The sequence below is a fragment of the Pseudomonas bananamidigenes genome (genome assembly GCF_001679645.1).
Lineage (GTDB): Bacteria > Pseudomonadota > Gammaproteobacteria > Pseudomonadales > Pseudomonadaceae > Aquipseudomonas > Aquipseudomonas bananamidigenes.
This window is the reverse complement of the sequence record NZ_LRUN01000030.1, coordinates 23,917-49,097: the sequence shown is the minus strand read 5'-3', so window position 1 is coordinate 49,097 and position 25,181 is coordinate 23,917. Positions and strand designations below refer to the sequence as shown.

18 protein-coding genes and 1 tRNA gene are annotated in these 25,181 nt (G+C 60.2%); 14 read left to right on the top strand and 5 right to left on the bottom strand.

Features of this window, described 5'->3' with window-relative positions:
- Positions 1 to 13 precede the first annotated feature (13 nt).
- The 13 genes from rpoD (at position 14) to BBF94_RS11290 (ending at position 16,636) form a co-directional block, all read left to right on the top strand.
- Positions 14 to 1,861 (top strand): RNA polymerase sigma factor RpoD, encoded by a 1,848-nt coding sequence (gene rpoD, locus BBF94_RS11345; protein WP_065259125.1) that lies wholly within the window; start codon positions 14 to 16, stop codon positions 1,859 to 1,861.
- Between the two features lie 125 nt (positions 1,862 to 1,986).
- Positions 1,987 to 5,733 carry a bifunctional diguanylate cyclase/phosphodiesterase gene (locus BBF94_RS11340; protein WP_065259124.1) on the top strand — a complete coding sequence of 1,249 codons (3,747 nt, stop codon included), beginning with the start codon at positions 1,987 to 1,989 and terminating at the stop codon, positions 5,731 to 5,733.
- 15 nt (positions 5,734 to 5,748) lie between these two features.
- Positions 5,749 to 5,825, top strand: a tRNA-Ile gene (locus BBF94_RS11335).
- Positions 5,826 to 5,882: 57 nt separating this feature from the next.
- Positions 5,883 to 6,344: an Lrp/AsnC family transcriptional regulator gene (locus BBF94_RS11330; RefSeq protein ID WP_065259123.1), complete on the top strand. Its 462-nt coding sequence runs from the start codon at positions 5,883 to 5,885 to the stop codon at positions 6,342 to 6,344.
- A 146-nt stretch (positions 6,345 to 6,490) separates the two neighbouring features.
- Positions 6,491 to 8,173 (top strand): flavin monoamine oxidase family protein, encoded by a 1,683-nt coding sequence (locus BBF94_RS11325; protein ID WP_065259122.1) that lies wholly within the window; start codon positions 6,491 to 6,493, stop codon positions 8,171 to 8,173.
- A gap of 12 nt (positions 8,174 to 8,185) precedes the next feature.
- On the top strand, positions 8,186 to 8,980 hold the full coding sequence (locus tag BBF94_RS11320; RefSeq protein WP_065259121.1) for a carbon-nitrogen hydrolase family protein: 795 nt from the start codon (positions 8,186 to 8,188) through the stop codon (positions 8,978 to 8,980).
- Between the two features lie 38 nt (positions 8,981 to 9,018).
- Positions 9,019 to 11,445: a pyrroloquinoline quinone biosynthesis protein PqqF gene (gene pqqF / locus BBF94_RS11315; protein ID WP_065259120.1), complete on the top strand. Its 2,427-nt coding sequence runs from the start codon at positions 9,019 to 9,021 to the stop codon at positions 11,443 to 11,445.
- 159 nt (positions 11,446 to 11,604) lie between these two features.
- Positions 11,605 to 11,679, top strand: a complete 75-nt coding sequence (gene pqqA, locus BBF94_RS27115; RefSeq protein WP_003444522.1) for a pyrroloquinoline quinone precursor peptide PqqA — start codon at positions 11,605 to 11,607, stop codon at positions 11,677 to 11,679.
- 81 nt (positions 11,680 to 11,760) lie between these two features.
- Entirely contained in the window at positions 11,761 to 12,672 is a 912-nt protein-coding gene (pqqB, locus tag BBF94_RS11310; RefSeq protein ID WP_065259119.1) for a pyrroloquinoline quinone biosynthesis protein PqqB, read from the top strand.
- Positions 12,673 to 12,693: 21 nt separating this feature from the next.
- Complete coding sequence (pqqC, locus tag BBF94_RS11305) at positions 12,694 to 13,446, top strand: pyrroloquinoline-quinone synthase PqqC (RefSeq protein ID WP_011336228.1); 753 nt, start codon at positions 12,694 to 12,696, stop codon at positions 13,444 to 13,446.
- Positions 13,443 to 13,718, top strand: a complete 276-nt coding sequence (pqqD, locus tag BBF94_RS11300) for a pyrroloquinoline quinone biosynthesis peptide chaperone PqqD (protein WP_065259118.1) — start codon at positions 13,443 to 13,445, stop codon at positions 13,716 to 13,718. The genes pqqC and pqqD overlap by 4 nt, the downstream gene beginning before the upstream one ends.
- A complete protein-coding gene (pqqE, locus tag BBF94_RS11295; protein ID WP_065259117.1) occupies positions 13,690 to 14,862 on the top strand; it encodes a pyrroloquinoline quinone biosynthesis protein PqqE in 1,173 nt (390 codons plus the stop codon). The genes pqqD and pqqE overlap by 29 nt, the downstream gene beginning before the upstream one ends.
- Positions 14,828 to 16,636, top strand: a complete 1,809-nt coding sequence (locus BBF94_RS11290) for a S9 family peptidase (RefSeq protein WP_065259116.1) — start codon at positions 14,828 to 14,830, stop codon at positions 16,634 to 16,636. The genes pqqE and BBF94_RS11290 overlap by 35 nt, the downstream gene beginning before the upstream one ends.
- Positions 16,637 to 16,639: 3 nt before the next feature.
- Here the strand turns inward: BBF94_RS11290 and BBF94_RS11285 are convergent, their stop codons facing one another.
- Positions 16,640 to 16,798, bottom strand: a complete 159-nt coding sequence (locus tag BBF94_RS11285; RefSeq protein ID WP_065259115.1) for a YqaE/Pmp3 family membrane protein — start codon at positions 16,796 to 16,798, stop codon at positions 16,640 to 16,642.
- Positions 16,799 to 17,004: 206 nt separating this feature from the next.
- A complete protein-coding gene (locus tag BBF94_RS11280) occupies positions 17,005 to 18,288 on the bottom strand; it encodes an aspartate aminotransferase family protein (RefSeq protein ID WP_065259114.1) in 1,284 nt (427 codons plus the stop codon).
- Between the two features lie 169 nt (positions 18,289 to 18,457).
- On the opposite strand from BBF94_RS11280, the gene BBF94_RS11275 reads away from it, so the two are divergent.
- A complete protein-coding gene (locus BBF94_RS11275; protein ID WP_065259113.1) occupies positions 18,458 to 19,387 on the top strand; it encodes a LysR family transcriptional regulator in 930 nt (309 codons plus the stop codon).
- A gap of 228 nt (positions 19,388 to 19,615) precedes the next feature.
- On the opposite strand, the gene BBF94_RS11270 is transcribed toward BBF94_RS11275, so the two are convergent.
- From BBF94_RS11270 to BBF94_RS11260, 3 genes are all read right to left on the bottom strand, one after another.
- The gene (locus tag BBF94_RS11270) at positions 19,616 to 21,394 is read right to left on the bottom strand and encodes an acyl-CoA dehydrogenase C-terminal domain-containing protein (RefSeq protein ID WP_065259112.1); all 1,779 of its coding nucleotides are present in this window, start codon (positions 21,392 to 21,394) and stop codon (positions 19,616 to 19,618) included.
- Positions 21,395 to 21,596: 202 nt separating this feature from the next.
- Entirely contained in the window at positions 21,597 to 22,886 is a 1,290-nt protein-coding gene (locus tag BBF94_RS11265; protein ID WP_065259111.1) for a GGDEF domain-containing protein, read from the bottom strand.
- A gap of 331 nt (positions 22,887 to 23,217) precedes the next feature.
- Positions 23,218 to 25,023 carry a phenylacyl-CoA dehydrogenase gene (locus BBF94_RS11260; protein ID WP_065259110.1) on the bottom strand — a complete coding sequence of 602 codons (1,806 nt, stop codon included), beginning with the start codon at positions 25,021 to 25,023 and terminating at the stop codon, positions 23,218 to 23,220.
- Positions 25,024 to 25,181 lie beyond the last annotated feature (158 nt).

Here is a 25,181-nt window from a genome sequence, read left to right as displayed (position 1 = left end):
TGGATAGGGTGTTATGTCCGGAAAAGCGCAACAGCAGTCTCGTATTATTGAGTTGATCAAACTGGGTCGTGAGCAGAAGTATCTGACTTACGCCGAGGTCAACGACCACCTGCCCGAGGATATTTCAGATCCGGAGCAGGTGGAAGACATCATCCGCATGATTAACGACATGGGGATCCCCGTACACGAGAGTGCTCCGGATGCGGACGCCCTTATGTTGGCCGACGCCGATACCGACGAGGCCGCTGCGGAAGAGGCCGCCGCTGCGTTGGCGGCGGTGGAGACCGATATCGGTCGCACCACTGACCCGGTGCGCATGTACATGCGTGAAATGGGTACGGTCGAGCTTCTGACTCGTGAAGGCGAAATCGAAATCGCCAAACGTATCGAAGAAGGCATCCGTGAAGTGATGAGTGCAATCGCGCACTTTCCCGGCACGGTTGATCATATTCTCTCCGAATACGATCGGGTCACCAGCGAAGGCGGTCGCCTGTCCGACGTCCTGAGTGGTTACATTGATCCGGACGACGGCACTACGCCACCCGCTGCCGAAGTGCCTCCGCCTATCGATGCGAAAACCGAAAAAGCGGATGACGATTCCGAGGACGATGACGCCGAAGCGTCTGACGACGAAGAAGAAGCCGAAAGCGGTCCGGATCCGGTCATTGCCGCGCAGCGTTTCGGCGCTGTGGCCGAGCAGATGGAAATCACTCGCAAGGCCCTGAAAAAGCACGGTCGTCACAACAAGGCGGCGATTGCCGAGCTGTTGGTTCTGGCTGATCTGTTCATGCCGATCAAGCTGGTGCCAAAGCAATTCGAAGCCCTGGTCGAGCGCGTTCGCAGCGCCCTGGATCGTCTGCGCCAGCAAGAGCGTGCGATCATGCAGCTGTGCGTACGTGATGCACGCATGCCGCGGGCCGATTTCCTGCGCCAGTTCCCGGGCAATGAAGTCGACGAAAGCTGGTCCGACGCCCTGGCCAAAGGCAAGAGCAAGTACGCCGAGGCCATTGGCCGCGTACAGCCGGACATCATCCGTTGCCAGCAGAAACTGACCGCGCTGGAAACCGAAACCGGTCTGACCATCGCCGAGATCAAGGACATCAACCGTCGCATGTCGATCGGTGAGGCAAAAGCCCGCCGCGCGAAGAAGGAGATGGTTGAAGCGAACCTGCGTCTGGTGATCTCCATCGCCAAGAAGTACACCAACCGTGGCCTGCAATTCCTCGACCTGATCCAGGAAGGCAACATCGGTCTGATGAAGGCCGTGGACAAGTTCGAATACCGTCGCGGTTACAAGTTCTCGACTTACGCCACCTGGTGGATCCGTCAGGCGATCACTCGCTCGATCGCCGACCAGGCTCGCACCATCCGTATTCCGGTGCACATGATCGAGACGATCAACAAGCTCAACCGCATTTCCCGGCAGATGTTGCAGGAAATGGGTCGCGAACCGACCCCGGAAGAGCTGGGTGAGCGCATGGAAATGCCTGAGGACAAGATCCGCAAGGTATTGAAGATCGCCAAAGAGCCGATCTCCATGGAAACCCCGATCGGTGATGACGAAGACTCTCATCTGGGTGACTTCATCGAAGACTCGACCATGCAGTCGCCAATCGATGTGGCCACTGTCGAGAGCCTGAAGGAAGCGACCCGCGAAGTACTGTCCGGCCTCACTGCCCGTGAAGCCAAGGTGCTGCGCATGCGTTTCGGTATCGACATGAACACCGACCATACGCTCGAAGAAGTCGGCAAACAGTTTGACGTGACCCGTGAGCGGATCCGTCAGATCGAAGCCAAGGCGCTGCGCAAGCTGCGCCACCCGACGCGAAGCGAACACCTGCGTTCGTTCCTCGACGAGTGATCCCAGAACCCCCGGCCCAGGCCGGGGGTTCTGTTTTCAGGGCAGATTAAATACCTCCCACCGCCTTCCCTTGCGCACAGCCCGTCTACACTCGAAGCATTCCCCCGTGCCATAACGAGACCGTTATGCCCAGACTGGCGTCCGTGCTTTTTTTGCTGTCACTGATGATCTGGACCGCAACGGCTGACGCGCTGACTCTGACCGACGAAGAACGTAGCTGGCTGGCGGCTCACCCGGACTTGCGACTGGGTGTCGATGCATCGTGGCCACCTTTCGAGTTTCGCGATGATCAGAACCGCTATCAGGGCCTGGCCGCAGACTATATCGATGTGATCCGCCAACGCCTGGCCATCAAACTTACGCCAATCGAACCCTCGAGCTGGACAGCCGTGCTCGAACAGGCCAAAAGCGGCACGATCGATCTGTTGCCCGGCATCATGTCGACCCCTGAGCGCCAGAGTTATCTGGCCTTCACCCGTCCCTACCTGGATTTTCCGATCGTCATCCTCGCCCACGTCGGCGGCCCGCAACCCCGCAAGATCGATGACCTTTACGGGCTGAAGATCGCCGTTGTCGAAAACTATGCGCCCCATGAACTGCTGCGCACCCATCATCCCGATCTGAATCTGGTCGCCATGCCCAATGTCAGTTCGGCGCTGCAGGCCCTGGCCACCGACGAAGTGGACGCAGTGGTCGGCGATCTGGCCTCCAGTGTCTGGAGCCTGCGCCAGCTCAGGCTCGATGGTCTGTATGTCAGCGGCGAAACCCCTTATCGCTATCAACTGGCGATGGGGGTGCCTCGGGAAAGCAAAATGCTGGTGGGCATTCTGGATAAAGTCCTGGCCGACATGCCCCCGGAGCAAATCAGCAGCATTCAGGAGCATTGGGTAGGCAACGTTCTCGATCATCGGACATTCTGGTCCGATCTTTTGATCTACGGGCTGCCTGGCCTGTTGTTTCTGGTCATCGTTCTGGCGATGGTCATCCGTATCAATCGTCGCCTGAGCTCGGAAATCGCCCGGCGCATCGACCTCGAACAGGAACTGCGCAGCAGCGAATACCACTATCGTGGCCTGGTGGAGAGTCTCTCGGCCATTGCCTGGGAAGCGCGGATCAGTGATTTCACCTACAGCTATGTGTCGCCCCATGCCGAGGACCTGCTCGGCTATCCGCTGTCTCACTGGCTGATTCCGGGGTTCTGGCGCAACATCATTCACCCGGCAGACCTCACCCGTGCGCAGAGTTTCTGCGATCACGAGGTGCTTGCCGGACGGGACCACAGCCTGGATTATCGGGTGATCACCGCCGACGGTCGCTGCCTGTGGGTGCGTGACATTGTCAGCCTGATCGAGCACGGTCACGAACCGGTGATGCGCGGCCTGATGATCGATATCAGCGAAACCAAGCGCACCGAAGAAGCCCTGCGCCTGTCCGAACAGAAATTCGCCTCGGTTTTCCAGCAGTGCCCGGACATTCTGGTGATCGCGCGCCTGTCCGATGGCTGCCTGCTGGAGGTCAACGAAGCATTTGAAGAGCAGATCGGGCTCAAAGCGGCAGACGTCATCGGTCAGACCGCCACCGAACTCAATATCTGGGGTATTCCCGGCGTTGGCCCCGGCCTGCTGCAACGGTTGCAGGCCGGCAGCATTCGCAATCTGGAGATGCCCTTTCGCCGCAGCAACGGACAAGTGTTCACCGGATTGATTTCCGCCGAGCCCTTCGAGCTCGACACGACACCCGCACTGGTCGTGGTGGTTCGCGACATCACCCAGCTCAAGGAAACCCAACAGCTGCTGCAAACCTCCGAAGAAAAGTTCGCCAAAGCCTTCCACGCCTCCCCGGACGGCCTGCTGCTCTCGCGTCAGAGCGATGGCCTGTTACTGGAAGTCAATGAAGGTTTCAGCCGTATCACCGGCTTCAACAGTGCCATGTCGGTGGACCGCTCGGCACTGGATCTGGGAATCTGGGTCAACCTCAACGAACGCAAGCAGATGCTCGACCTGTTGCATCGTGACGGTTTCGTTCGCGACTTCACCTGTCATATTCGCCGCAGCGACGGGCAGATCCGTCTCTGTGAAGTCTCCAGCCGTCCACTGCCGATCGGTGATGACGACTGCATGCTGACCATCGCCCGGGACATCACCGAACGCCACCTGATGCAGGAAAAACTGCAACAGGCCGCAACAGTGTTCGAGAGTACCGCCGAAGGCGTATTGATCACCGATACGCAACAGCACATCAGCGCCGTGAATCGCGCATTCACCGAAATCACCGGCTACAGCGAAAGCGAGGCGCTCGGCCATACCCCGCGCCTGCTCGCCTCCGGGCTGCATGACAGCGCGTTCTACGCGGCGATGTGGCATCAACTGACCGACGAAGGCCACTGGCAAGGCGAGATTTCCAACCGGCGCAAGAATGGCGAGTTGTACCCCAGCTGGCTGACCATCAGCGCCGTGCGCAATCGCGACAGGCTCATCACTCACTTTGTCGCGGTGTTTGCCGATATTTCCAGCCTCAAGCACGCCCAGGCGAAACTCGACTACCAGGCCCACCACGACCCGCTGACCGGTCTGCCCAACCGGACGCTGTTCGAAAGTCGCCTGCTGACGGCATTGAACAGTCAGCAGGAAAACGGTGGTCTGGGTGCCGTGCTGTTCCTCGATCTCGACCGTTTCAAGCACATTAACGACAGTCTCGGCCACCCGGTCGGCGATCTGTTACTCAAGGGCATTGCCGTGCGCCTGAAGGAGCAGCTTCGCGATATCGATACGGTGGCGCGGCTCGGTGGCGATGAATTCATCATTCTCCTGCCGGGCCTGCAACAGGCCGGTGATGCCGACAATATCGCCTCCAAGCTGTTGAACTGCTTTGGCGCACCGTTCCAGGCCGGCGAGCACGAGTTTTTCATCAGCGCCAGCATCGGCACCAGCCTCTATCCCCGCGACGGCTGCGATGTTGCCACCCTGATCAAGAACGCCGACGCAGCGATGTACCGGTCCAAGGCAAAGGGCCGCAACCGCGTCGAGAGCTACACCCGCGACCTGACTGCACAGGCCAGCGAACGGGTGGCGCTGGAGCATGAGTTGCGCCGTGCCATCGAGCGCGAAGAGTTGTACCTCTACTACCAACCGAAAATCAGCCTCGACGATCACCGTCTGGTCGGTGCCGAAGCTCTGATCCGCTGGCGCCATCCGAACTTCGGCGAAGTTCCGCCGGAGCATTTCATCCCGCTGGCGGAAGAAAACGGCATGATTCTGCAGATCGGCGACTGGGTGCTGGAAACCGCCTGCCGGCAGATGTTCGAGTGGAACCAGATTTACGAATCCCTGGGACCGCTGTCGGTGAACCTCGCCGGCGCACAACTGCGCCAGCCGAATCTGTTGGGGCGCATCGAACAGTTGCTCAAGGACAACCGCCTGAAGCCTGACTTGCTGCAACTGGAAATTACCGAAAACTTCATCATGAGCCAGGCCGAAGAGGCGCTGGCGGTGCTGCACCAACTCAAACACCTCGGCGTACAGCTGGCCATCGACGACTTCGGCACCGGTTATTCCTCACTGAGTTACCTCAAACGCCTGCCGCTGGACATCCTCAAGATCGACCAGTCCTTCGTCCGCGGCCTGCCCGACGACCCCCACGATGCAGCGATTGTGCGCGCTATCATCGCCCTGGGCCGCAGCATGCAGTTCACCGTGATCGCCGAAGGCGTGGAAACCCAGGCCCAGCAGCAATTCCTCGCCGCCGAAGGCTGCGAACAGATCCAGGGCTACATCGTCAGTCTGCCGTTGCCGCCAGAGGAGTTCGCTGCAACGTTTCTTCGCATAGCCGTATCAGATTTTTCGGATAGCACAGCCGAGAAACCGTCGCTATAATCCGCGACCTACTGAGGGCCTATAGCTCAGTTGGTTAGAGCAGAGGACTCATAATCCTTTGGTCCACGGTTCGAGTCCGTGTGGGCCCACCAAACATGAAAAAAGCCGCACCTGTGTGCGGCTTTTTCGTATCTGCGTGGAGAAGTCTCTTGCCCGACATCCGCCCACCCGTGCTCGATGAAATCGACCGCCAGTTGATCGCCGCCCTGCAAATCAACGCTCGCGAAAGCGTGGCAATGCTGGCCAGGCAATTGGGGATCGCCCGCACGACCGTGACTTCGCGACTGGCGCGGCTGGAAAAGGCCAAAGTCATCACCGGCTATGGCGTACGTCTGGGTCAGCGCGTGGTGGATGGCGGGTTGCAGGCCTACGTCGGGATCAAGGTACAACCGCGCTCGGGCAAGGAAGTATTGCGACGCTTGAGTGCGATGGCCCAGGTGCAGCAATTGTGTGCAGTGAGTGGCGAATTCGATTATGTGGCGTGGCTGCGAACGGACTCACCGGAACAACTGGATCAGCTACTCGATCAGATCGGCAGCGTAGACGGTGTGGACAAGACCACGACCTCGATCATCCTCAGCAGTAAAATCGATCGCGGGCATCCAGTCTGACCAACTGGTTCGTCAAATTGAAGCGCTAACGTTCAAAACGACGACATTTTGTGTCTTATTAACGTGTTCTACGCTCCCTAAAATGGCTGGCATCTTTTCCTATACTCAGACGCGCCTCCAGCGTCGGGTCGCCAGCAAGGTCAGCCATGAACAAGAACAATCGCCATCCTGCAGACGGTAAGAAACCGATCACCATTTTCGGCCCGGACTTTCCGTTCGCCTTCGACGACTGGATCGAACATCCAGCCGGCCTGGGCAGTATCCCCGAGCACAACCACGGTGCCGAAGTCGCTATCGTCGGTGCCGGCATCGCCGGTCTGGTGGCGGCTTACGAGTTGATGAAACTCGGTTTGAAGCCGGTCGTTTATGAGGCTTCGAAACTCGGAGGCCGCTTGCGCTCGCAGGCCTTCAACGGCACCGACGGCATCGTCGCCGAGCTTGGCGGCATGCGTTTCCCGGTGTCTTCCACCGCGTTTTATCACTACGTCGACAAACTCGGTCTGGAAACCAGGCCCTTCCCCAACCCGCTGACCCCGGCTTCCGGCAGCACCGTGATCGACCTGGAAGGCAAAACCCATTACGCACGGAGCCTGAAGGATCTTCCCGCACTGTTCCAGGAAGTGGCTGACGCCTGGGCCGACGCCCTCGAGGCGGGCTCGCAGTTCGCCGATATCCAACAAGCCATCCGCGACCGCGATGTGCCACGACTCAAGGAACTGTGGAACACCCTGGTGCCGCTATGGGACGACCGCACCTTCTACGACTTCGTCGCCACGTCGAAAGCCTTCGCCAAACTGTCGTTCCATCACCGCGAAGTGTTCGGTCAGGTCGGTTTCGGGACCGGCGGTTGGGACTCGGACTTCCCCAACTCGATGCTGGAAATCTTCCGCGTGGTGATGACCAACTGCGACGATCACCAGCACCTGGTGGTCGGCGGTGTGGAGCAAGTGCCGCAGGGCATCTGGCGTCATGCGCCGGAACGCTGCGTTCACTGGCCGCAAGGCACCAGCCTGAAATCCTTGCACCACGGTGCGCCGCGCTCCGGGGTAAAGAAAATCGCCCACGCGCCTGGCGGACGTTTCGCAGTCACCGACAACAACGGCGACACCCGCGAATACGCCGCCGTACTGACCACCTGCCAGAGCTGGCTGCTGACCACCCAGATCGAATGCGACGAAACCCTGTTCTCGCAGAAAATGTGGATGGCGCTGGATCGCACGCGCTACATGCAATCGTCGAAGACTTTCGTGATGGTCGACCGTCCGTTCTGGAAGGACAAGGATCCGGAAACCGGTCGCGACCTGATGAGCATGACCCTTACCGATCGCCTGACCCGCGGCACTTACCTGTTCGACAACGGCGACGACAAGCCGGGCGTGATCTGCCTGTCGTATTCGTGGATGAGCGATGCACTGAAAATGCTCCCGCACCCGGTGGAAAAACGCGTGAAACTGGCGCTGGATGCGTTGAAGAAGATCTACCCGAAAGTCGACATCGCCGCGCGAATCATCGGCGATCCGATCACCGTATCCTGGGAAGCGGATCCGCATTTCCTCGGTGCATTCAAAGGTGCCCTGCCCGGCCATTACCGCTACAACCAGCGCATGTACGCACACTTCATGCAGGACGACATGCCGCCGGAGCAGCGCGGGATTTTCATCGCCGGCGACGACGTGTCGTGGACGCCGGCCTGGGTCGAAGGCGCGGTACAGACCTCGCTCAACGCAGTATGGGGAATCATGAAGCACTTCGGCGGGTCCACTCATAAAGAGAACCCCGGCCCGGGTGATGTGTTCAACGACATCGGCCCGATCGCCCTGCCTGAATAAGAGGAATCCCCGATGCGCGTAGCCCTTTACCAATGCCCACCGCTGCCACTGGAGCCGCCCGCCAACCTCCAGCGCCTGCATCAACTGGCGATGGAGGCCAAAGGCGCCGACCTGCTGGTGGTACCGGAGATGTTTCTGACCGGCTACAACATCGGCAAGGAAGCGGTCGCCACATTGGCCGAGGTCTACAACGGTGAGTGGGCTCAGCAAGTCGGACGGATCGCCAAGGCGGCCGGGCTGGCGATCCTTTACGGCTACCCCGAGCGCACTGCCGAAGGGCAGATCTACAACGCCGTACAGCTGATCGATTCGAACGGCGAACGCTTGTGCAATTACCGAAAGACGCATCTGTTCGGCGATCTGGACCGTTCGATGTTCAGCCCCGGCGATGGCGAGTTTCCCATCGTCGAGCTCAACGGCTGGAAGCTCGGCTTCCTGATTTGCTACGACCTGGAGTTCCCGGAAAACGCGCGGCGCCTGGCCCTCGAAGGCGCCGAGCTGATTCTGGTGCCGACGGCGAACATGATTCCTTTCGATTTCATTGCCGACGTCTCGGTGCGATCCCGCGCCTTCGAAAACCAGTGCTACGTGGCTTACGCCAACTATTGCGGCCAGGAGGGCGACATCCATTATTGCGGGCAAAGCAGCATAGCCGCGCCGGATGGCAGTCGTATCGCTCAGGCCGGACTGGACGAAGCCTTGATCGTCGGTGAGCTGGATCGCCAGTTGATGGTCGATTCACGCAATGCCAACCGCTACTTCAACGACCGCCGTCCCGAACTTTACGACGCGCTCAACAAGCGCTAATCCGCTAGCATGGGCACCTCACCGTCCTGGAAGTGCCCATGCCTGCGCCGACTCACCCCCGCCCCCACACTGAAACCCTGACCAACGGCTTGCGCGTGACCCTGCGTCACGTGCCCGGCCTGAAGCGCAGCGCCGCTGCGCTGCGGGTGGCGGCCGGCAGCCATGACGTGCCATTGGCGTGGCCGGGGCTGGCGCATTTCCTCGAGCATTTGCTGTTTCTCGGCACCGAGCGTTTTCCTGCCGGCCAAGGATTGATGGCTTACGTGCAATCGCATGGCGGCCAGGTGAATGCCAGCACTCGCGAGCGCACCACCGATTTCTTTTTTGAGCTGCCGCCAGCATCTTTCAGCGGTGGGCTGGAGCGCCTGTCAGACATGCTCACTCGTCCTCGCCTGAACACGGAGGAACAGTTGCGGGAACGGGAAGTGTTGCAGGCGGAGTTCATCGCATGGTCCCAGGACGCTGCCGCACAACAGAAAGAAGCACTGTTCGAAGGCTTGTCAGCAGCGCATCCGTTGCGTGGCTTTCATGCCGGAAACCGCGACAGCCTGCCGGTAGAGCGAGCGGAGTTTCAGCAGGCGTTGAAAGACTTCCATCACCGGTTTTACCGCACGGGACAGATGATCCTGAGCCTGGCCGGACCGCAGAGCATCGAAGAGCTGAGAGCCCTGGCCGAGCAGTTCGCCGCCACGTTGGCACCTGGGGATAAAACCGGACAGGCAACCCCCGTTCGTTTGATGGACACTCCACAGGCAACTTATCAACAGGTCGGCGAGCGGCGCGGCAATCTGCTGTTTGCATTGGAAGACTTGCCGGCATCGTCCGCCGAAGCGCTGGCGTTCCTCTGCCACTGGCTGAACAGTGCCAAGCCCGGCGGATTGCTCGCTCATCTGCGGCAGCAAGGGCTTGCAGACAACTTGCACGGCTGCGTGCAGTACCAGTTCGCCGGGCAAGCATTGCTGCATCTTCAGTTCACCGCAGTTGCCGGTTCTTTCGACCTCATTCGCGAGCAATCCCTGGACTGGTTGAGCTTCTTCGCCGCGCAGCGGGACTGGTCGACATTGCGTGAGGAATATTCGGCACTGCATCTACGCCGACAGCAAGTCAGCGGCGCACTGCAACTGGCGCAGCTCGACAGCGAGCAACTCGAATGCGGCCTGTCCGATTCAGCCGTAGCCGCGCTCAAAGGGATTCTCGGCAAAATCGGCACTGTGGATAACTTCAGCCGCCACTGGCATCTGCCTGCCCCCAATCCATTCCTGCGCACGGCCGAAGCGCTGGCCAACGCCGGCCTGATCCGTGGCCAGACCAGCGCTCACCGTGGCCTGCGCACGTTTGCTCAGGATCGCTCGCGCAGTCGCCGTGAGCGCTCGCCGATGCAATTCAGTCAGGCGCTGCCGGACAACAATGGCGAAGGCGCGGTGTACGTGCGCTGGCAAACGGAAGCAGCGGCCACCGCCGAGCTGCAGTCGAAACTGCAGCGCAGTCTGCGGGAAGTGTCTGATGATGCACGTCAGGCCGGGGTCGAGTTGTCGTTCTGCGCGACGGGCAATCAGTGGCTGCTGAAAGTGACCGGTCTGCAGGACACGCTGCCCGCTGTGCTGGAACATGCGCTGAAATCTTTGACACAAGCGGGCGTCGACTCCGCGAAAGGCGAGCTGCAACCTGCGCTGATACCGATCCGCCAATTGCTCAAGGAATTGCCCCAGCACTGCCTGCCAGCAATGAGCGAATCCGATGACGCCGCGCACCTGTGGACAACTTCCCGCTGGGATGGCTTGGCATTGGGCCTCAACCCACAAACCCAATCCGCCATGGGCCTGGTGCTGAGTCGCATCCCCGGCGCACCGGACAACCAATTACCCGCACCGTCGGCAATCAACGCCGGTTACCTGTGGCACCGGATCGAAAGTGCGTCCAACGAACACGCCTTGCTACTGTTTTGCCCTACCGCCAGCCAGGAAGTCGCTGAAGAAGCCGCGTGCCGCCTGCTCGCACACCTGTGCCAAACGCAGTTCTACCAACGCCTGCGAGTCGAGCTGCAATTGGGTTATGCGGTTTTCAGCGGGTTGCGCCAGATCCATGGCCAAAGCGCAATGCTGTTCGGTGTGCAATCGCCAACGACCAGCGCCGCGCAATTGCTCGAGCACATTCAGCAGTTCCTCGATGACCTGCCAGCCCGGATCGAACAACTCGATGACGCCAGCCTCACCCAGCAACGCCAGACGCTTGCCGATCAGTTCGATGAAACCGCCCTGTCTGGCAAAGAGGCGGCCGAGCTTCTGTGGCAGGCCCGTCTCTGCGGCCACTCGTCGGATTATCTGCTGCAATTGCGCAGCGCCATCACTCAACTGGATCGCCCGGCATTGCAGGCCGCCGCACAACGCCTTATCTGCGCCGAAGGCGGCTGGCACGGCCTGTCCAATGACCCAGCGCCAGGCGCGCCATGGAAAGCTGCAAAATGATCATTACCAAGGCTGCAAGGAGCTTTCTCAAAGATTCACGGGCAATACCTTTGAAATTTTGAGTAACATAGCAACCTAACTATTTGGAACATCTCGACGCTGCCGTGGACTATACCTATGGATAGCGCTATCTCACCCACCCGAAGAAGGAGTCACCCGATGGCCTGGACCAAACCTGCTTACACCGACCTGCGCATCGGCTTCGAAGTCACCATGTACTTCGCCAGCCGCTGAGTTCTGCCTCGTCAGAATTGCAGTGCAACGCCTCGGCTCGCCGGGGCGTTTTATTTTCAGCGTTGAAATGATGGAGCGTTCATGTTCGTCCAGATTCTGGGTTCGGCCGCCGGTGGCGGTTTTCCGCAGTGGAACTGCAACTGCGTCAATTGCGCCGGTTTTCGCGACGGCAGCCTGAATGCCAAGGCCCGCACCCAATCGTCCATCGCCATTTCCGATGACGGCGTGAACTGGGTGCTGTGCAACGCCTCGCCGGACATCCGCGCGCAGCTCCAGAGCTTCGCCCCGATGCAGCCGGGTCGGGCCCTGCGTGATAGCGGCATCAGTGCAATCATCCTGATGGACAGTCAGATCGACCACACCACCGGCCTGCTCAGTCTGCGCGAAGGCTGCCCGCATCAGGTCTGGTGCACGGACATGGTCCACGAAGACCTGAGCACCGGCTTCCCGTTGTTCACCATGCTCAAGCACTGGAACGGCGGGCTGGACTGGAACCGCATCGAACTCGACCAGAGCTTCACCGTCGCCGCCTGCCCGAACCTGCGCTTCACCCCGCTGCCGTTGCGCAGCGCCGCTCCACCCTACTCGCCGCACCGCTTCGATCCGCATCCGGGCGACAACATCGGTCTGATCGTCGAAGACCTCGGCACCGGCGGCAAACTGTTCTATGCCCCGGGCCTGGGCAAGGTCGACGCACCGCTGCTGGACATCATGGCCGGCAACGACTGCGTGCTGGTGGACGGTACGCTGTGGGACGACGATGAAATGCAGCGCCGTGGCGTCGGCACCCGCACCGGTCGCGAAATGGGCCACCTGGCCCAGAACGGCCCCGGCGGCATGCTCGAAGTGCTGGAACAGCTTCCCGAGCAGCGCAAGGTGCTTATCCACATCAACAACACCAACCCGATTCTCGACGAAGACTCGCCGGAGCGCGCAGAACTGGTTCGGCGCAATGTAGAAGTGGCGTATGACGGCATGAGCATCGTCCTGTAACGAATGGCCCGGAGAACCGCAATGACCGATACCCCGCTGTCCCCCGCCGAATTCGAAGCGGCCCTGCGCGCCAAGGGCGCCTACTATCACATCCATCACCCGTATCACGTGGCGATGTATGAAGGCCGGGCGACCCGCGAGCAGATTCAGGGCTGGGTTGCCAACCGCTTCTACTACCAGGTGAACATTCCCCTGAAAGATGCCGCGATCCTGGCCAACTGCCCGGATCGCGAGATCCGCCGCGAGTGGATCCAGCGCCTGCTCGACCACGACGGCGCCCCCGGCGAAGACGGCGGCATCGAGGCCTGGCTGCGTCTTGGCCAGGCCGTCGGTCTCGATCCGGATCAATTGCGCTCCCAGGAACTGGTACTGCCCGGCGTGCGTTTCGCCGTGGACGCCTACGTCAACTTCGCCCGCCGCGCCAGTTGGCAGGAAGCCGCCAGCAGCTCGCTGACCGAACTGTTCGCGCCACAGATCCACCAGTCGCGCCTCGACAGCTGGCCGCAGCATTACCCCTGGATCGACCCGGCCGGTTACGAGTACTTCCGAACCCGTCTCGGTCAGGCGCGGCGTGATGTCGAGCATGGTCTGGCGATCACGCTCGAACACTACAAGACCCGCGAAGGCCAGGAGCGCATGCTGGAAATTCTCCAGTTCAAACTGGACATCCTTTGGAGCATGCTCGACGCCATGAGCATGGCTTACGAACTGAACCGCCCGCCGTATCACAGCGTCACCGATCAACGGGTCTGGCATAAAGGAATCGCCTTATGAGTTTCGACCGCAGCAAGACCCCGAGCTGGCGCCCCGGCTACCGCTTCCAGTACGAACCGGCCCAGAAAGGCCACGTGCTGCTGTACCCGGAAGGCATGATCAAACTCAACGAAAGTGCCGCGCTGATCGGCGGCCTGATCGACGGTGAACGGGATGTTGCGGCGATCATCGCCGAACTCGACAGACAGTTCCCCGGCGTGCCCGAGCTCGGTGATGACATCGAGCAATTCATGGAGGTTGCCCGTGCGCAGCACTGGATCGAACTTGCCTGAGTCATCGGCGCAAGTACCGGCCAAACCGGAAATCGGCCTGCCGCTGTGGCTGCTCGCCGAGCTGACCTACCGCTGCCCGCTGCAATGCCCGTATTGTTCCAATCCACTGGACTTCGCCGAGCAGGGCAAAGAGCTGAGCACCGAGCAGTGGATCAAGGTGTTCCGCGAAGCCCGGGAGATGGGTGCGGCACAACTGGGCTTTTCCGGGGGTGAACCGCTGGTGCGCCAGGACCTCGCCGATCTGATCCGTGAAGCGCGTCAGCTGGGCTTTTACACCAACCTGATCACTTCCGGCATCGGCCTGACCGAACAGAAGATCAGCGACTTCAAGAAGGCCGGTCTCGACCACATCCAGATCAGTTTCCAGGCCAGCGACGAGCAAGTGAACAACCTGCTCGCCGGCTCGAAAAAAGCCTTCGCGCAGAAACTGGAAATGGCTCGCGCCGTAAAGGCACACGGCTATCCGATGGTGCTGAACTTCGTCACCCATCGGCACAACATTGACAAGATCGACCGCATCATCGAGATGTGCATTGCGCTGGAGGCCGACTTCGTAGAACTCGCCACCTGCCAGTTCTATGGCTGGGCGCAGCTCAATCGTGTCGGCCTGTTGCCAACCAAGGAACAACTGGTCCGCGCCGAACGCATCACCAACGAATACCGCGCCAAGCTGGAAGCCGAAGGGCATCCGTGCAAACTGATTTTCGTCACCCCCGACTATTACGAAGAGCGCCCGAAAGCCTGCATGAATGGCTGGGGCAGCCTGTTTCTGACGGTCACGCCAGACGGCACCGCCCTGCCCTGTCACGGCGCCCGACAGCTGCCGGTACAATTTCCCAATGTGCGCGACCACAGCATGCAGCACATCTGGTACGACTCGTTCGGCTTCAACCGCTTTCGCGGTTATGACTGGATGCCCGAGCCGTGCCGTTCCTGCGATGAAAAGGAACAGGATTTCGGCGGCTGCCGCTGCCAGGCCTTCATGCTCACCGGCGATGCCAGCAATGCCGACCCGGTGTGCAGCAAATCCGAACATCACGGCGTGATCCTAAAGGCCCGCGAAGAAGCCGAGCACGCCTCCCAGACCATCGAACAACTGGCCTTTCGCAATGAACGAAACTCGCGACTCATCGCCAAAGGCTGAGCCTTTCAGCGCCACTGCCGCCGTTACCGCCGGTGTGGATTTCGCCGAATTGCAGCTCGGCACCAATGGTTTGTTCTGGAATGAATACCGTCCCGCCGATGCCGCGTGCCGGGTCTGGCACTGGCGCGACGGCGTGGCGAAGTGCCTGACGCCTGCGGGTTTCAGCGTGCGCAGCCGGGTGTACGAATATGGCGGCGGGGCGTTTTGTCTGACGCCTGATGGAGTGGTTTTCGTCAACGAGGCGGATCAGCAGTTGTACCGACAGACGCTGGACGGCGAACCCGTGGCATTGACGTCCGGGGAATGCCGATATGGTGATCTGCATTTTGCCAACGGGCAGGTGCTGGCTGTTGAAGAGAACGGTGATCGGCATCGGCTGGTGGCTATTAATCTGGCGAGTGGCGAACGCCATAGGCTGGTTGAAGGCGCGGATTTTTACGCGTCGCCAATCATCAGCCAGGATGGACGACGCCTGGCGTGGATCGAATGGAGCCGTCCACATCAGCCGTGGACATCTACACGGCTCATGCTCGCCGAACGCTCGGAAGATGGTTTTTCCGCCCCGCGCTGCGTGGCCGGTGAAACACTCGAAGAGTCGATCCAGCAACCTCGCTTCGATACCAATGGCCGACTGGGCTGCCTGACCGACCGTGGCGGATATTGGGAACCGTGGGTCGAGTCTGCAGACGGTTTGCAACTGCTGCCCTGTGTTACAGCCGATCATGCACCAGCGCCGTGGCAACTCGGCGGATGTACGTGGCTGCCCACCGATGAAGGATTCTTGGCGAGTTGGAGCGAAGGCGGTTTTGGTCGTCTGGCGCTCAACGGTGAAGACTTCACTGGCGACTACAGCCGCTTCCGTCATCTGGCTGTCGATGATCAGTTCATTTACTGCATCGCCGCCTCACCGATCAGCCCTTCAGCCGTGATCGCCATTGATCGCAAGTCGCGTGAAGTGAAATTGCTGGCCGGCGGCATTGCACCGCTGCCCGCCGAGTGCATCAGCCGCCCGCAAACCCTTTGCTATCCGAGCGGTTCAGGTGAAGCGCACGGTTTCTTCTACCCGACCACGAGTGGCGAAGCGAAACCACCGCTGGTGGTGTTCATCCACGGTGGTCCGACATCGGCCTGCTACCCGATGCTCGACCCGCGTATCCAGTACTGGACGCAGCGCGGCTTCGCTGTTGCGGATCTCAACTACCGGGGCAGCAGCGGTTATGGCCGGGAGTATCGACAAGCGCTGCATCTGAGCTGGGGCGCGGTGGATGTCGAGGATGCCTGCGCAGTGGTGGCTTACCTTAATGATCGCGGCATGATCGACGGCGAGCGTGCATTCATCCGAGGCGGCAGTGCCGGTGGCTACACGACGCTGTGCGCCCTGGCGTTCCATCAGGTGTTTCGTGCCGGCGCCAGCCTGTATGGCGTCAGCGATCCGGTGGCTCTGGGTCGGGCGACACACAAGTTCGAAGGCGACTACCTGGACTGGCTGATCGGCGATCCGGAGAAAGACGCCGACCGTTACGCCGCGCGCACGCCGTTATCGCATGCCAACAACATTCGCGTGCCGGTGATTTTCTTTCAGGGTGAACTGGACGCTGTCGTGGTGCCGCAACAGACCCGCGACATGGTCGCGGCCCTGGAGCACAACGGCATTGAGGTCGAAGCGCATTATTACGCCGACGAACGCCACGGCTTTCGCCGGGCCGCGAACCAGGCCCACGCGCTGGAGCAGGAGTGGCGTTTCTATCAGCGAGTGATGGGCCTGGCGGATTGAAACTCAGCGCTTGGCGATGATGTACACCGCATGCACGATCCCCGGGATATAGCCGCACAGCGTCAGCAGGATATTGAGCCAGAACGCACCGCCGAATCCGACCTGAAGAAACACGCCCAGCGGCGGCAAGATAATGGCGATGATGATGCGGATGAAGTCCATGGGGCAGCTCCTGATTGGGGGCTGGCTCGACTGAGCCATACAAGCTAATCGACCTGTGCCGTTTGTCAGGGTTCAGTGCAACCCGCGATCTCGCCATTTGTTTGCCATTACCGGCGCACAAAAAAACGCCCCACGCCAAAAGAATCAGGCGTGGGGCGTGCGTTATACCGCGAGACGGTTCTTGAATTCGGGTGGGAAACTTCAGCTCAAACGGCAATCCCTTTGCGGCATTGCAATTGCGCAGTGCGTACCCGGGAGAATGCGCGGGCCAGGCGCAGGAGCATTTCGTCGATGTTGGCCTTGCTGACGGTGAGCGCCGGGGTAAAGCGCAGGCAGTTGGCTTGTGGGGCGTTGAGCAGCAAGCCTTCATGGAGCGCGGCTTTGACCACGGCCTCTGCGGAGTCTTCCGACAGGGTCAGTCCCCAGAACAGCCCTTGCCCGCGCAACTCGCCATGTTCATAACGATGGGCCAGACGGGCGAGCCCCTCGCGCAGATGCTGGCCGTTGTCCCGGATCTGTTCGAGGAAGGCGCGGTCCTGCACGCTGTCGAGCACCACCAGGCCGGCGGCTGTCATCAGTGCGTTGCCGTGATGAGTACCGCCCAGCTCGCCGGCGTCGAAACAGCAAGCCTTGCCTCGCGCCAGCAATGCAGCCAATGGAACGCCACCACCAAGGCCCTTACCGAGCACGACGATATCGGCGCGCACGCCGTAGGACTGTTCGGCGAGCAATGTGCCACAGCGGCCAAAGCCGGTCTGTACTTCGTCGAGGATCAGCAGAATTCCCAGTTCACGGCACAGGCGTTCGACACCCTTGAGGTAATGTTCGGTCGCCGGAATGACACCGGCATCGCTCTGGATCGGTTCGAGCATGATCGCCACGGTCTGCGAATCGACAGCAGCATGCAGTGCCGGCAGATCATTGAACGGCACCCGATCGAAGCCCGGCAACAGCGGCGCGAAGCGGTTGTGCAGGTTGCAACTGTCCGACGCCGAAATCGTCGCCAGACTACGCCCGTGGCAGCCTTGTCTGGCGACAATGATCCGCGAGGCGCCGCCGCGATGCAGCTGACCCCACTTACGCGCCAGTTTGATCGCGGCTTCACAAGCTTCGCTGCCACTGTTGAGCAGATACGCCTGATCGCTGGAAGTGCTGGCGCACAAACGCTCGGCGAGGCTGAGCATGCCGCGGTTGTGCAGATTGAATCCGGGATTGATCAGGGCCTGCGCCTGGCTGGCGATGGCTTTGACCAGCGCCGAAGGGCTGTGGCCCAGGCTGTTGGCGCCGCCGGCCTGAGAAAAGTCCAAGTAGGCGCGGTCATTGCTGTCCCACAGCCAGGAACCCTGGCCGCGAACGAAAACCTGCTGTGGGCGCTCGACGCTGGGCATCAGGCGCCCGGCATTCAGACCATCAGCGGCATCCGATACATGGGTTTCAAAAGTCAGGTCATCGAGGCTCGGCGCCTGGCGCCGCAAGCTGAACAGATTCATTGAAAAAAACCTCGATTGAGGTTTTTTGAACTGCCTATGTAAACACTTTCGAAGCAAACGCTGGTCATTGCGCTTTCCGGCCCTGCAAGCCTTGTGAATGCGGTTAGACTAGGCGTCTTCAAGGCGCCGAGCCATTTCGATTTCCCAGCATTTTCGATAAGCATCACTTATGGATTTCAAACAACTGCGTTATTTCGTCGCGGTCTACGAAGAAGGCCATGTCGGGCGTGCTGCCGAGCGTCTGTCGATCTCCCAACCTGCGTTGTCCCAGCAGATCCGCCATCTGGAACAGAACCTCGACGTCACCCTGTTCGAGCGCAGCAGCAAACGCCTGCTGCCGACCCTCGCCGCTCATACGCTGTACAACCACGCGCTGCCACTGCTTGATGGCATGCAACGTGCGCGCGAGGCGCTGGGCAACTTCAAGGGCCAGGCGCTGCGCACGCTGGCGATCGGCGTGCTGCAAACCGTGCACACCAGCCTGGTGCCGCAAATGCTGGAACGGGTACGCAAGGCCCAGCCGCATCTGGTGGTGCAGATTTATGAACTGACGGGGCTGGAGATCGAGCGACGCCTGCTCAACGGTTCGCTGGACATCGGCATCAGCTATCTGCCGCCACGCCAGCCGGGTCTGCACGGCGTGATGCTGTACGAAGATGAATTGACGCTGGTCATTCCGGCGGATCATCCGCTGCGGGAATTCAAGAAAGTCTCGATGAGTCAGGCTGCCGAGTTGCCCATGCTGCTTTTGGGAGAAGAATTCCAGATCCGTCAGATCTGGCAGGCGCAACTGGCCAGCCTCGGGCGCCGCCCGCAGGTGCAGGCGGAGCTGAACAATATGGTGGGGATTCTCGACAGTCTGCCGCACACACGGCTGGCGACGGTGCTGCCCGGGCGCTCACAAAAGGAATACGACGATCAGGATTTGCTGTGGAAACCGATCAGCGAACCACGAGTACCGCTGAAGGTGGGTCTGGTGTGCCGTGATGTGCAACGCCAACAGGCGTCATTGGCCTTGCTCAGGACCTTGCTGGAAGAAGTGATGCAGCGCGAGGACAAACCTCTCAAAGGATCGCCGGCTCTGGATTCGTTGGGCTGAAAACTTTTCTGCGGGCATAAGAAAACCCCGCCGAAGCGGGGCTTTGCAGACTGTTTCCCTGACATCCATTTCACTCCGCCACCCTGGCAGAATCCTTACGTGTCCGTGTTATTGCTTTGCGCTTCCTGCGCTACGTCCATGGAAAGTAGATTAGCTCTGGATCCAATCTGCGCCTATGGGAGAACAGCAGCACGTCATGTAAGAGATCGCTTACATGACGTCACATCCTCAAAACTGTGAGGCGTCCAGCAGGTACAGCGACTCGCTGCCCGCCTTCACCGATGCGCTCAACGAGTGAATCCGCGGCAGCAGGCGGGCAAAGTAGAAACGCGCGGTGCCGAGTTTGCTTGCATAAAAATCGTCCTGCGCCTCCTTGCCCAACGATGCCTTGGCCATCAGCGCCCACATGTACGCGTAGGCGGTATAACCGAAGGCCTGCAAGTATTCGACCGACGCTGCGCCGATTTCGTTCGGGTTGGTTTTCGCCCGGTCCAGCAGCCACGAAGTCAGTTCGTCGAGGGTATCGACGGCATCGCTCAGCGGGTTGATGAATTCGCCAAGGTCGGCACTGGCGGTCGCGGTGAAATGACGGATCTCGTCGGCGAACAGTTTGTAGAACGCCCCACCGCTGCCAACGATCTTGCGACCGACCAGATCCAGCGCCTGAATGCCGTTGGTGCCTTCGTAGATCTGGGTGATGCGCACATCACGCACCAGTTGCTCCTGACCCCACTCGCGAATATAGCCGTGACCACCGAAGATTTGCTGGCCGTGGACAGTGGTTTCCAGACCCAGGTCGGTCAGGAACGCCTTGGCCACCGGCGTCAGCAGCGCCACCAGATCTTCGGCGCGTTTGCGGGTGGCTGCGTCCTCGCTGAACTTGGCGGTATCAAGCTGCATCGCCACGTAGGTGGAGAAAGCACGGCCGCCTTCGTTCGAGGCTTTCATGGTCAGCAGCATGCGACGCACGTCCGGATGGACGATGATCGGGTCGGCAACCTTGTCCTTGTTCTGCGCGCCGGTCGGCGCACGGCTCTGCAAGCGATCACGGGCGTATTCAATGGCGTTCTGATAAGAGCGCTCACCGGAAGCCAGGCCCTGTATGCCGACGCCCAAGCGCTCGTAGTTCATCATGGTGAACATCGCGGCCAGGCCTTTGTTCGGCTCGCCGACGAGATACCCCACGGCGTCGTCGAAGTTCATCACGCACGTAGCCGAGGCCTGGATGCCCATCTTGTGTTCGATCGAACCGCAGTGGGCCGGGTTGCGCGCACCCAGGCTGCCATCGGCATTGACCAGGAACTTCGGCACCAGAAACAGCGAAATGCCTTTCGGTCCCGCCGGTGCGTCCGGCAGCTTGGCCAGCACCAGGTGGATGATGTTTTCGGTCAGATCGTGTTCACCGCCGGTGATGAAGATTTTCGTGCCGCTGACCTTGTAGGAACCGTCGGCCTGAGGCTCGGCCTTGGTGCGGATGATGCCCAGATCGGTGCCCGCATGCGGCTCGGTCAGGCACATGGAACCGGCCCAGATGCCGGCATACATGTTCGGCAGATAAGCGGATTTCAGCTCTTCGCTGGCGTGGGCGTTGATCGACAGGCACGCGCCGGCGGTCAGCATCGGGTACAGACCAAAGGACAGGCTGGCGGAGTTGACCATCTCTTCGACCTGAGCCGACACAGCCTTGGGCATGCCCATGCCGCCGTAGGCCGGATCACCGCCGACGCCGACCCAGCCGCCTTCGGCATAAGTGCGATAGGCCTGCGGGAAACCGGCCGGTGTGGTAACGGCACCGTCGGCCCAGCGGCAGCCTTCTTCGTCGGCCGCGCGGCTCAGGGGCGCGATGCTTTTGCTGGTGACCTTGCCGGCCTCTTCAAGAATGGCTTCGACGGTTTCGGCATCGACAGTCTCGGCCAGTGCCGGCAGTTCGGCCCAGAGCTTGGCGACTTCGAACACTTCATTGAGGACGAAGCGCATATCGCGCAGCGGCGCTTTATAGTCAGCCATGGCAAACCTCGCAAAGATCAAAACAGGTGATTCGTGGAAAGAAGTTTTCGTTGAGCCGGAGTGTAACCCAACAACTTTTGCGACACATAGGGTCAAGCCATGACTTGTTTGTAATTTTTGGTCACTGTGTTAGCCAAAAAGAAGCCCGCAATCCGCGGGCTCTTTTGTTTGACAATGCCGGGCGCTGAACGCGCCTCATCGCTCAACCCGCCGCGCTGTCCATGCGTACCGCGCCACGGCGGTTCTGACCGAAGGCCATCACACAGTTCCGTCCCGCGCCCTTGGCGGCGTAGAGCGCCTGGTCGGCGGACTTGAGCACGTCTTCCGGCGTGCGCTGCTCCACTCTTTCGGCGACACCGATACTGACCGTGACCGATACGCTGGACGCACCGGAGCCGCCACGACGCTGGCGCCCCTGTTGATCGTCCTGCGGACGGCTTTCCTGATTGCGCAGCTGGATGTTGTAGGACGCAATCGATTCCCGGATGACCTCAAGGTGCGGCATGCACTCCTCGAGTGTCTTGCCCGCGAACACCAGGGCAAACTCTTCACCGCCGTAGCGATACGCCCGGCCGCCGCCACTGACTTTCGACAGCTTGCTGGCAACCAGCCGCAATACCTGGTCACCCACGTCGTGGCCATGGGTGTCGTTGAATTTCTTGAAGTGATCGACATCGCTCATTGCCAGCACATAGTTGCGTCCCAGACGCTGCATGCGCTCGTTGAGTGCTCGACGCCCCGGAAGTCCGGTGAGCTCGTCGCGAAAAGCCATTTGATAGGCTTCATGCGCCACCGCAGCGGCAATCATCAGCATCACCTGGCTGCACATGATGTTCAGCGTGAACGGCAGAATGAAGGTTTTCGGCAGCATCCAGAACACCCCGAGCAACCCCACCAGTTGCGCCGCATGCAGCGGACGCGGATGGCGCCAATATTGCCAGGCCAACAGCAGGAACGCCGAAAGAAATACCGGGTAGCACATCTGGATCAGACTCATCCAGGCCCCGTGCAAAGCCGGCCAGCGGATCTCCGAAAGCCACATCAACAGGGCCTGGGGATAACTTTGCTCGAGTCCCAGCGCCACGCTGCCGAAAGCCAGCAGCACGGCGAAACGCGCCACCATGTCCTGGAACAGATGTGTGCGCTCCTGCCACGCCGCGAACAGACCGAACAGCAACGGCAGCAGCAGGCAGACCAGATGGAACACCACGGCGGCGTCTTCGCGCACCTTGCCGTTGTCACGGTAATAGTCGGTCTGGGTGTCGAGCAGAAAGTAGGCGATATACACCGTGACCATCAGAAACAGTTCACGCTGGCGTCGATAGACCGCGCAATAAGAACCGCCCAGCAACAGCACCAGGGTCGGCAGCACGTTGAACAGTGAGGTGAAGAACACGTTGAGGTCTTTGACGTACGCAGCCGCCAACCCCGCAAGCAACAACAGCAGTGAAGGTAAAAAGTGACTGAAACGTACAGCGGAAGAACGCGGCAAGGGTAAAGCTCCGACCGTCTTGGCAAAGAGATGGCATTGTGCCTGCAATGTGACCGATTAGGCACACACAATGTGATCCAGATCACAGGTTGTCTCTTTAACGGCTGAATCCCTCTGTTTCTGAGCCTTCAATCAAGGTTTTTTCCCTGACAAACATGAAACTTGCGCGATGGCCGCTCTACGTCATTGCCATCAAGGCCATTTCCCCTGAGAGATCGTCGCAGGACGGTGCAGCGCCCATCGCCCTCCGTTCGGAACGATCGAGAAAATCCAGGGCAAAAAAAACCGCCGCTCCCGGGGAGCGACGGTTTCATGGAACCCGCACCGAGGCTTAGTAGCCCAGCGAGAAGTTCTCTTCCTTCATGTCCATCAGGTTGTTGGCGCCCGACAGCATGGCCGCCACGTGCGTACGGGTACGCGGCAGGATGCGCTGGAAGTAGAAGCGCGCGGTTTGCAGCTTGGCGGTGTAGAACGCCTCGTCAGTGGTGCCGGCAGCCAGCTTTTCAGCAGCCAGACGCGCCATGTCGGCCCAGAAGTAAGCCAGGCAGGCGTAGCCGGAATACATCAGATAGTCCACGGAGGCTGCGCCGACTTCTTCGCGATCTTTCATGGCGGCCATACCGACCTTCATGGTCAGTTCGCCCCATTCCTTGTTCAGTGCAGCCAGCGGTGCGACGAATTCCTTGACGGCTTCGTTGCCTTCGTTGTTCTGACAGAACTTGTGGACGATCTTGGTGAAGCCTTTGAGAGCCTCGCCCTGGGTCATCAACACTTTACGGCCCAGCAGGTCGAGTGCCTGAATGCCGGTGGTGCCTTCGTACAGCATCGAGATGCGGCTGTCGCGAACGTTCTGCTCCATGCCCCACTCGGCGATGAAGCCGTGGCCGCCGTAGATCTGCACGCCGTGGTTGGCGGACTCGAAACCGACTTCGGTCATGAACGCCTTGGCAATCGGCGTCATGAAGGCCAGCAGTGCGTCGGCTTTCTTCTTCTCTTCTTCGTCCACACCGTATTTGACGATGTCCACCTGTTTGGCAGTGAAGTACACCATTGCACGGTTGCCTTCGGCGAATGCCTTCATGGTCAACAGCATGCGGCGTACGTCAGGGTGCACGATGATCGGGTCAGCGGCCTTGTCCGGCGCTTTCGGGCCGGTCAGGGAACGCATTTGCAGACGGTCGCGGGCGTATTTCAGACCGCCCTGGAAGCCGATTTCGGCGTGGGCCAGACCTTGCAGCGCGGTACCCAGACGTGCGGTGTTCATAAAGGTGAACATGCAGTTCAGGCCTTTGTTCGCCGGGCCGATCAGGAAACCGGTCGCGCCATCGAAGTTCATCACGCAGGTGGCGTTGCCGTGGATACCCATCTTGTGTTCGATGGAGCCGCAGCTCACTGCGTTGCGAGTACCGATGGTGCCGTCGGCGTTCGGCAGGAACTTCGGAACGATGAACAGGGAAATGCCTTTGGTGCCGGCTGGTGCATCCGGCAGACGGGCCAATACGATGTGGACGATGTTGTCGGCCATGTCGTGTTCACCGGCCGAGATGAAGATCTTGGTGCCGGAGACTTTGTAGGAGCCGTCGGCCTGAGGTTCGGCCTTGGTGCGCAGCATGCCCAGGTCGGTGCCGCAGTGAGGTTCGGTCAGGCACATGGTGCCGGTCCATTCGCCGGACACCAGCTTGGTCAGATAGGCTTCTTGCTGCTCTGGAGTGCCGTGCTCGGAGATGGTGTTCATCGCGCCGTGCGACAGGCCCGGGTACATGCCCCACGACCAGTTGGCTTCACCGACCATTTCGCTGACAGCCAGGCCCAGCGACTCAGGCAGACCCTGACCGCCGTGCTCGACGTCGTGAGCCAGGCTTGGCCAGCCGCCTTCCACGAATTGCTTGTAAGCCTCTTTGAAGCCGGTCGGGGTTTTCACGCCGGACTCGCTCCAGGTGCAACCTTCGAGATCGCCCACGCGGTTCAGCGGCGCCAGCACCTGCTCACAGAACTTGGCGCCCTCTTCGAGAATGGCGTCAACCATGTCCGGCGTTGCGTCTGCGCAGGCTGGAAGGCTCTGATAGTGCGCTTCATAGCCGAGCAGTTCGTCACGTACGAAGCGAATATCACGCAAGGGGGCCTTGTAGTCAGGCATAGCGATAAACCTCTGCTGATGTAACCGGGAATGAACGACCGCATTGATTTGTTGTGACGGTCAAACAGTTGTTTGAAACATACGTTTACGCCGAAATCTTGTCAAGCGTCGTTCTTTTGCCATTCGTCATCACATTTTCCGAACGCCGGACACAGCAG

Bases quoted from the DNA above. Each gene is read 5' to 3' on its own strand.
- rpoD (WP_065259125.1), top strand. From the start codon at position 14: ATGTCCGGAAAAGCGCAACAGCAGTCTCGTATTATTGAGTTGATCAAA.
- BBF94_RS11340 (WP_065259124.1), top strand. From the start codon at position 1,987: ATGCCCAGACTGGCGTCCGTGCTTTTTTTGCTGTCACTGATGATCTGG.
- BBF94_RS11325 (WP_065259122.1), top strand. From the start codon at position 6,491: ATGAACAAGAACAATCGCCATCCTGCAGACGGTAAGAAACCGATCACC.
- BBF94_RS11320 (WP_065259121.1), top strand. From the start codon at position 8,186: ATGCGCGTAGCCCTTTACCAATGCCCACCGCTGCCACTGGAGCCGCCC.
- pqqF (WP_065259120.1), top strand. From the start codon at position 9,019: ATGCCTGCGCCGACTCACCCCCGCCCCCACACTGAAACCCTGACCAAC.
- pqqB (WP_065259119.1), top strand. From the start codon at position 11,761: ATGTTCGTCCAGATTCTGGGTTCGGCCGCCGGTGGCGGTTTTCCGCAG.
- pqqC (WP_011336228.1), top strand. From the start codon at position 12,694: ATGACCGATACCCCGCTGTCCCCCGCCGAATTCGAAGCGGCCCTGCGC.
- pqqD (WP_065259118.1), top strand. From the start codon at position 13,443: ATGAGTTTCGACCGCAGCAAGACCCCGAGCTGGCGCCCCGGCTACCGC.
- BBF94_RS11290 (WP_065259116.1), top strand. From the start codon at position 14,828: ATGAACGAAACTCGCGACTCATCGCCAAAGGCTGAGCCTTTCAGCGCC.
- BBF94_RS11285 (WP_065259115.1), bottom strand. From the start codon at position 16,798: ATGGACTTCATCCGCATCATCATCGCCATTATCTTGCCGCCGCTGGGC.
- BBF94_RS11280 (WP_065259114.1), bottom strand. From the start codon at position 18,288: ATGAATCTGTTCAGCTTGCGGCGCCAGGCGCCGAGCCTCGATGACCTG.
- BBF94_RS11275 (WP_065259113.1), top strand. From the start codon at position 18,458: ATGGATTTCAAACAACTGCGTTATTTCGTCGCGGTCTACGAAGAAGGC.
- BBF94_RS11270 (WP_065259112.1), bottom strand. From the start codon at position 21,394: ATGGCTGACTATAAAGCGCCGCTGCGCGATATGCGCTTCGTCCTCAAT.
- BBF94_RS11260 (WP_065259110.1), bottom strand. From the start codon at position 25,023: ATGCCTGACTACAAGGCCCCCTTGCGTGATATTCGCTTCGTACGTGAC.